2 protein-coding genes are annotated in these 900 nt (G+C 41.8%); both read left to right on the top strand.

The window, feature by feature from the left end; translation table 11 throughout:
* The first annotated feature begins 54 nt into the window (after window positions 1-54).
* Window positions 55-624, top strand: coding sequence for a helix-turn-helix domain-containing protein (locus ACR65H_RS18510; RefSeq protein ID WP_440502419.1), 570 nt, complete (start codon window positions 55-57; stop codon window positions 622-624).
* A gap of 86 nt (window positions 625-710) precedes the next feature.
* On the top strand, window positions 711-900 hold a 190-nt coding region (locus ACR65H_RS18505), incomplete at its 3' end, for an IS3 family transposase (RefSeq protein WP_440502418.1).

Genomic DNA, 900 nt, shown 5'->3' with positions numbered 1-900 from the left:
TGAAGTGCACCCCAAAAGTTAGAGTTGAAAATCTAACTTTTGGGGTGTTTTATTATGGTTAAATATACAGATGATTTTAAGGTGATGGTTGTTCGGGAATATCTCAAAGGAACAATTGGGTATAAGAGATTGGCGGAAAAACATGGTGTAAAGTCGAAGAGACAGATCATTGATTGGGTAAACGCATACAAGAAGTTTGGTGTGGAGGGAGTATTTCGAAAGAAAAAGGACGCGATTTATTCTGTTCAATTCAAACTGGATGTATTAAGCTTTATGAAAAGACCAGGCGCTTCGCTTTCAAAGACGGCACTTCACTTCGGAATAACGAATCCCTCGGTCATCAGAGGTTGGAAGAAGAAATTCCTTGAAGGCGGTGCGGAAGCCCTGGACAACCCGAAAGGACGACCGGCCATGTCTGATAAAGCGAAGAATGTCAAGAAGAGCCAGAAGCCAACACAGCAGGATGAAATGACGCGTGAACAGAAATTAGAACGGGAAAATGAACTCCTCCGCCTGGAAGTGGAATACCTAAAAAAGTTGCGAGCTTTTCAGATGGATCCGGACGGCTATCTCGAAAAGCACAAGCAGCGTTATCATTCGAACTCAAAGAAGAATTCCAACTGAAGGATGTCCTGCAGATTGTCGGCATTCCTGAATCATCCTATCACTATCATATAAAACAAATGAAACGGGAGAATCCCAACCAAGAGTTGGAGGTAACGATTCAATCCATTTTTGACGAGCACAATGAAAATTATGGTTATCGCAGGATTCAACTTGAATTAAAAAATCGTGGCATCGTCGTTAATCACAAAAAGGTGCAACGCATTATGCGAAAGCTAGGATTGAAAGGCAATAAGTTCACCCGGAAATCACGTCGTTATAGTTCGTACAAAGGAA

Source organism: Sporosarcina sp. SAFN-015 (assembly GCF_059415085.1).
This window is presented reverse-complemented; position numbering and strand designations above follow the sequence as displayed.